Annotated in this window: 1 protein-coding gene and 2 tRNA genes; 1 reads left to right on the forward strand and 2 read right to left on the reverse strand. The window is 50.1% G+C overall.

Annotation, left to right across the window (positions count from 1 at the left end):
* Positions 1-107: 107 nt before the first annotated feature.
* Both B5F94_RS15775 and B5F94_RS15780 read right to left on the reverse strand, forming a co-directional pair.
* A tRNA-Pro gene (locus B5F94_RS15775) sits at positions 108-184 on the reverse strand.
* 166 nt (positions 185-350) lie between these two features.
* Positions 351-442 (reverse strand) — tRNA-Ser (locus B5F94_RS15780).
* Positions 443-896: 454 nt separating this feature from the next.
* On the opposite strand from B5F94_RS15780, the gene B5F94_RS15785 reads away from it, so the two are divergent.
* Positions 897-1712 (forward strand): cell wall hydrolase, encoded by an 816-nt coding sequence (locus tag B5F94_RS15785; RefSeq protein ID WP_087331506.1) that lies wholly within the window; start codon positions 897-899, stop codon positions 1710-1712.
* The last annotated feature ends 163 nt before the right edge of the window (positions 1713-1875 follow it).

A 1875-nucleotide genomic window follows, 5' to 3' on the forward strand; every position in this document is an offset into this window, starting at 1 on the left:
CTTTTGCATCTCCATCTCGGCTGGTGCTCGATTTTTCCCTCTGAAACGGCTGAAACCCTTGCCGCAGCAAGGGTTTCAGGGGTTGCATCTTTTTCAGCAACCTTAGTTGGTCCGAGTGGCGGGATTTGAACCCACGGCCTCTTGGACCCGAACCAAGCGCGATACCAAGCTTCGCCACACCCGGATGAAATTGAACTGCGCTGAACAGGGGATCAGATTATTCCGACCAACTGAGCGCTGAATAATATTATAGAGGGGAGAAGATAAATTGTCAAGGAAAAATAGAGACGATAGCGCGCCAGACGGCAGCAAAATAAAAAGAAGGACATGACCTTGGTCATGTCCTTCTTTGGCGGAGAGAGAGGGATTCGAACCCTCGAGACGCTATTAACGCCTACACGATTTCCAATCGTGCGCCTTCGACCAACTCAGCCATCTCTCCATGGTGAGTGCTCTACAAGTTGACTGCATAGGACAGGCAACGGACTATATTATAGCAGATTTTTTTGCTACGTCAAGGGGTAAAATGAAAAAAAGAAAAAATTTTGATTTGATGGGGCGGAAGGCGAAAACTGGGGCTCTGCGCGCGGCTATAGGAAGCGTGGGCCAGACTATAAAATCAAGCAGGGAATTGCGGTAAATCAACAGAGAGTTTCAGGGAGAAACATATGGTAAAGGACTGTTTCTTTTTGTTATTTTTTGTATCCATCTTTGGTTACATAATTCAATAAAATGTTTACTTTGTGAAAAAATTTAAAAGCTGAATCCATTGTGCTGCAATGGATTCAGGAAAAACGGGAAAATTTCCTATTGACTTTTTGACCTGAAAGTGGTTACAATGTGGTTACAAAAAGATGAACAACAAGTAACAGTCTGTAACAGGAGGATTCCTAACAATGAAAAAACGAGCCCTTTGCGCGCTCGCAAGTCTGGTCCTTTGTGTGTCTTTGACCGGGCCTGCGTACGCTGCTGAGAGCGGCGTCAGCTTTGAAGTAAATGGTACGCCCCTGGTGACTGAGTTTGCCACCAAGGTAGAAAATGAAATGACGTACGTCTCCTATTGGCCTATCGTGCAGGCCCTTTATCCTGAAGCTGTGGCCGTGTGGAACAATGGCCAGGCGGAGGTTACCGCCCCCGGCCTGAAGCTGCAGATCGCCCCCGGCGCCAAGTATATTGTGGCCAACGGTCGTTACCTGTATGTGCCCGACGGCGTGAAGCTGGAGAATGGTGTGGTGCTGGTGCCTGTCCGCACCCTGTGTCAGGCCCTGGGTGCCAAGGTGGTTTGGAACGGTGCAGAGAGCGTAATCGAGATCACTTCCGGCAGCGGTCCTATTGCTTCCGGTGACAGCTTCTACGACCAGGAGGATCTGTACTGGCTCTCCCGTATCATTTACGCTGAGAGCGGCAACCAGTCTCTGGAGGGTAAGATCGCTGTGGGCAACGTGGTGCTCAACCGTGTGGCCAGCCCTCAGTTCCCCAACTCGGTCTACAGCGTGATCTTCCAGCGGAATCAGTTCACGCCGGCTTCCAACGGCCGCATCAATCGTACCCCCACTGCGGAGTGCGTCATCGCCGCCAAGCTGGCTATGGAGGGTACTAATACCGCAGGCAATGCCCTGTACTTTATCAATCCCTCCATTTCCTCCAGCCGCTGGTTCAGCCGCAACTGCACTTATGTTGCTACCATCGGCGCCCACGCGTTCTTCGCATAATGAGTTATGCCGCCGCGCAGACAGCGCGGCGGCATTTTTATGTTTGGTGAATTATACTATCAAGCGCAACAATTTAGGGAAATAAAAAGAGTTCATATGGCCCCCAGTGGTAGAATGGAGTAATCACACAACCAAAACACCAGGAGGGGACTATATGAACTAC

The sequence above is a fragment of the Flavonifractor sp. An4 genome (assembly GCF_002161755.1).
In the GTDB taxonomy this organism is placed as follows: domain Bacteria; phylum Bacillota; class Clostridia; order Oscillospirales; family Oscillospiraceae; genus Flavonifractor; species Flavonifractor avicola.

Bases quoted from the DNA above. Each gene is read 5' to 3' on its own strand.
- B5F94_RS15785 (WP_087331506.1), top strand. From the start codon at position 897: ATGAAAAAACGAGCCCTTTGCGCGCTCGCAAGTCTGGTCCTTTGTGTG.